Origin of the sequence: Rhodovulum sp. (assembly GCF_011048875.1) — a bacterium.
Classification (GTDB): domain Bacteria; phylum Pseudomonadota; class Alphaproteobacteria; order Rhodobacterales; family Rhodobacteraceae; genus Rhodovulum; species Rhodovulum tesquicola.
The window spans coordinates 1-4123 of the sequence record NZ_DSDD01000492.1 but is presented as its reverse complement, the minus strand read 5'-3'; the positions used below and the strand labels follow the sequence as shown (position 1 = coordinate 4123).

6 protein-coding genes and 1 pseudogene are annotated in these 4123 nt (G+C 65.0%); 6 read left to right on the top strand and 1 reads right to left on the bottom strand.

Annotated elements, in window-relative coordinates; all coding sequences use genetic code 11:
* Window positions 1-98: pseudogene (locus tag ENN83_RS16655) on the bottom strand (Rrf2 family transcriptional regulator); the annotation flags it as partial.
* A 147-nt stretch (window positions 99-245) separates the two neighbouring features.
* Between ENN83_RS16655 and ENN83_RS16650 the strand changes: the two are divergent.
* The 6 genes from ENN83_RS16650 to ENN83_RS16625 form a co-directional block, all read left to right on the top strand.
* Complete coding sequence (locus ENN83_RS16650) at window positions 246-899, top strand: alpha/beta hydrolase (protein WP_287188939.1); 654 nt, start codon at window positions 246-248, stop codon at window positions 897-899.
* Window positions 900-912: 13 nt separating this feature from the next.
* Window positions 913-1158, top strand: a complete 246-nt coding sequence (locus ENN83_RS16645) for a hypothetical protein (protein WP_287188937.1) — start codon at window positions 913-915, stop codon at window positions 1156-1158.
* 308 nt (window positions 1159-1466) lie between these two features.
* On the top strand, window positions 1467-2681 hold the full coding sequence (locus ENN83_RS16640) for an NADP-dependent isocitrate dehydrogenase (protein WP_287188935.1): 1215 nt from the start codon (window positions 1467-1469) through the stop codon (window positions 2679-2681).
* 118 nt (window positions 2682-2799) lie between these two features.
* A complete protein-coding gene (locus ENN83_RS16635; RefSeq protein ID WP_287188933.1) occupies window positions 2800-3405 on the top strand; it encodes a YitT family protein in 606 nt (201 codons plus the stop codon).
* Between the two features lie 19 nt (window positions 3406-3424).
* A complete protein-coding gene (locus ENN83_RS16630; RefSeq protein WP_287188931.1) occupies window positions 3425-3760 on the top strand; it encodes a DMT family transporter in 336 nt (111 codons plus the stop codon).
* Between the two features lie 66 nt (window positions 3761-3826).
* Window positions 3827-4123: GTP-binding protein (locus ENN83_RS16625; protein ID WP_287188929.1), on the top strand; the 297-nt coding region annotated here is incomplete at its 3' end.

Below are 4123 nucleotides of genomic sequence, written 5' to 3'. Positions count from 1 at the left end.
TTCGAGATCTCGGCCAGCGACACCAGCCCGCCCTCGGGGATCAGGGCCAGATCGACCAGCGCCACCATCGCGTAGCGCCCCTTGGTGCTCAGTTTCATCGCCACCCTCCCGCAGACGGTTGACGCAGCGCGGGTGGGCCATTACCTCGGACTGCACCCCGAGCCCACGCTCGTCGGGTGGACCTGTCCTATGTAGCCCGGCCCTTCTCGTCAAGAATCCGGGCCTCGCGAACGAGAAGAACATAAATGCCCGAGGTCATCTTTCCCGGCCCCGAAGGCCGTCTCGAAGGCCGCTACCATCCGCAGAAAGACAAGGACGCCCCCATCGCCATCGTGCTGCATCCGCATCCGCAATTCGGCGGAACGATGAACAACCGGGTCGTCTACAACCTGCACTACGCGTTTCACCGCATGGGCTTTACCGTGCTGCGGTTCAATTTCCGCGGGGTGGGGCGCAGCCAGGGCGAATACGACCAGGGCATCGGCGAGTTGTCGGATGCGGCGGCCGCGCTCGATTACCTGCAATCCATGAACCAGAACGCCAAGCATTGCTGGGTTGCGGGGTTCTCCTTCGGGGCGTGGATCGGCATGCAGCTTCTGATGCGGCGGCCCGAGATCACCGGCTTCGTCTCGGTCAGCCCGCCCGCCAACATGTACGATTTCTCGTTCCTCGCCCCCTGCCCGTCCTCGGGCCTGGTGATCCACGGCTCGGCCGACCGCGTCGCGCCGCCCGCCGACACCCGCGCGCTGGTGGACAAGTTGCACGAGCAGAAGGGCATCACCATCACCCATGACGAGATCGAGGGCGCGGACCATTTCTTCCAGGATCCGCATATGGACGCGCTGATCGATCATGTCAGCACCTATGTCCGGCGCCGCCTGACCGAGGGCACCCGCTGACGGAGGCAAGGGCGTGGCGATTCTCGACGATCTAGCCGACACCCTGGCCCGCGAGGCGCTGGAACTGGCGGAACAGCTGGACGATGACCGGCTGATCGACGAGATGGCCAGGGCGATCGGCGAGTCGTCGCCCACCACCCAGGAAGCGTTCATGACCGCCGTGCGCATCCGCCGCGCCCTTGGCCGCGGTCGCGCGGTGATGGATCGCAAGCGCAGCACCCACGCCCTGCCCCCGCCCGAACAGGGCGATTCCGCCTAGGGCCGACCAGGGGTGGCCGAGGCATGCGGCAGGCCGCCGGGGGCTGGAGCTTTGGCATGGGCAGCGGCTCGGGCAATGCGGTGCCTCGCGCCAGGTCGCGCGCCTGTCCCGGCGGGCCGAGCACCACAGAACCGCGCGATCAGGTCGATGCGTGGACCGATCTCGCGGCCGCCGGCGACCGCGATTGCCGTGTCCGTTCACCGGGGGATCACTACGGTATACAAAAGCATACCGCTCTGGCCTGAACCGGTGAAATCGGCTATGACCCGCACGATGCGCGATTCCCGCAATCCTGAACGAGGGGCCACATGACGAAGATCAAAGTCGACAATCCGGTCGTCGAACTCGACGGCGACGAGATGACCCGGATCATCTGGGACTTCATCAAGAAGAAGCTGATCCTGCCCTATCTCGATGTCGACCTTCTGTATTACGACCTTGGCATCGAGGAACGCGACCGGACCGACGACCAGATCACCATCGACGCCGCCGAGAAGATCAGGGAGGTCGGCGTCGGCGTGAAATGCGCCACGATCACCCCCGACGAGGCGCGGGTCGAGGAATTCGGCCTCAAGAAGATGTGGAAATCGCCCAACGGCACGATCCGCAACATCCTGGGCGGCGTCGTCTTCCGCGCCCCGATCATCTGCCGCAACGTGCCCCGCCTGGTGCCCGGCTGGACCCGGCCCATCGTGATCGGCCGCCACGCCTTCGGCGACCAGTACCGCGCGACCGACATCAAGTTCCCCGGCCCCGGCACGCTCAGCCTGAAATTCGTGGGCGAGGACGGCACGGTGATCGAGGAAGAGGTGTTCAAGGCGCCCTCCTCGGGGGTCTATATGGGGATGTACAACCTCGACCAGTCGATCATCGACTTCGCGCGCGCCTCGATGAACTATGCCCTGGCGAAGGGCTGGCCGCTCTATCTCTCGACCAAGAACACCATCCTGAAACAGTATGACGGCCAGTTCATGATCCTGTTCCAGAAGGTGTTCGACGAGGAATTCGCCGACCGCTTCAAGGCCAAAGGCATCACCTACGAACACCGCCTGATCGACGACATGGTGGCCTGCGCGATGAAGTGGAACGGCGGCTTCGTCTGGGCCTGCAAGAACTATGACGGCGACGTGCAGTCCGACACCGTGGCGCAGGGCTTCGGCAGCCTCGGGCTGATGACCTCGATCCTGATGACGCCCGACGGCAAGACCGTCGAGGCCGAGGCCGCGCACGGCACCGTCACCCGCCACTACCGCCAGCACCAGAAGGGCGAAGAGACCTCGACCAATTCCATCGCGTCGATCTACGCCTGGACCGGCGGGCTGAAGCATCGCGCCAAGCTGGACGGCAACGAGCGGCTCGCCCATTTCGCGGAGACGCTGGAACGGGTGGTGGTCGAAACGGTCGAGGCGGGCGACATGACCAAGGATCTGGCGCTGCTGGTCGGGCCGGACCAGAAATGGCTGACCACCATGGGCTTCCTTGAGAAGGTGGACGAGAACCTGAACAGGGCGCTGGCGGGCTGAGGCGCGGGCGGGTCGCTGCCGCCCACCCGAAGACCGGGCCGCATGTCGTCAGGGCATGCGGCCCCCCGGGGACGCCATCCGTCTGGACAATTCCGTCCGGCAACGGCATTTCCGGATCATGCAGCTTTCCGTTCCCCGCCACAGCCTGCCTGACGACGCCCAGGGGCTGATCGTCGGCACGCTTCTCGTGGCGATCTCGGTCCAGCTGCTCAGTGCCGCGGGGCTGGTCACCGGCCAGATCGCGGGGCTGGCGCTGGTGGCTTCCTATGCCTCCGGATGGTCCTTCGGCGCCCTCTTCTTCGCGCTCAACCTGCCCTTCTACCTGCTGGCGCTGCGCCGCATGGGGCGGGCCTTCACGCTCAAGACCCTTGCGGCGGTGGGTCTTCTCTCGCTGTTCACGGAAACGCTGCCCCATGTCATGAGCCTTGGGCCCGTTCAGCCGCTCGCGGCCGCGATCCTGGCAGGCGTGACCGCGGGCGCGGGGCTGCTTGCGCTCTTCCGCCATGGGGCAAGCCTTGGCGGCGTCGGCATCGTGGCGGTCTGGCTGCAGGACAGGCATGGCATCCGCGCGGGTTGGGTGCAGCTTGGCTTCGACGCAGCAGTCTTTGCGCTGGCCGCAGCCGTGATCGCGCCACTGACCCTGCTCTGGTCGCTGATCGGGGCGGTCGTGCTGAATGTCATCATCGCCACCAATCACCGTCGCGACCGCTATATCGCCCGCTAGGCAATCAGGACACAGACCCATGCCGAAATCCTACATTTTCCTTCTCCTGGCCATCCTGACCGAAACCATCGCGACCTCGGCCTTGCAGGCCAGCCAGCAATTCACCCGGCTTCTGCCCTCGGTCATCGTCGTGCTGGGCTATGCGCTGTCCTTCTACCTGCTCTCGCACGCGCTCAAGACAATTCCCGTCGGCATCGCCTATGCCGTCTGGTCGGGGCTGGGGATCGTCCTGATCGCGCTGATCGGCTGGTGGGTCTTCGGCCAGCGCATCGACCTGCCCGCGGTTCTGGGCATGGCGCTGATCCTTGCGGGCATCCTGGTGATCCACCTCTTTTCGAAAAGCGCGGCGCATTAGCATTGGTTCTGGCCTTTTGGGGCAAAAGCCACTATCCGCAGCACAAATCCCCCAGAGGCCAACCCCATGGACATTCGCAACATCGCGATCATCGCGCATGTGGACCACGGCAAGACGACGCTTGTGGACCAGCTCTTGAAGCAATCCGGTTCCTTCCGCGAGAATCAAGCGGTGGCCGAACGCGCGATGGATTCCAACGATCTGGAACGCGAACGCGGCATCACCATCCTGGCCAAGGCTACCTCGGTCGAGTGGGACGGGCATCGGGTGAACATCGTCGACACCCCCGGCCACGCCGATTTCGGCGGCGAGGTCGAGCGGATCCTGTCGATGGTCGATGGTGTCGTGCTGCTGGTCGATGCC

Bases quoted from the DNA above. Each gene is read 5' to 3' on its own strand.
- ENN83_RS16630 (WP_287188931.1), top strand. From the start codon at position 3,425: ATGCCGAAATCCTACATTTTCCTTCTCCTGGCCATCCTGACCGAAACC.
- ENN83_RS16635 (WP_287188933.1), top strand. From the start codon at position 2,800: ATGCAGCTTTCCGTTCCCCGCCACAGCCTGCCTGACGACGCCCAGGGG.
- ENN83_RS16650 (WP_287188939.1), top strand. From the start codon at position 246: ATGCCCGAGGTCATCTTTCCCGGCCCCGAAGGCCGTCTCGAAGGCCGC.
- ENN83_RS16640 (WP_287188935.1), top strand. From the start codon at position 1,467: ATGACGAAGATCAAAGTCGACAATCCGGTCGTCGAACTCGACGGCGAC.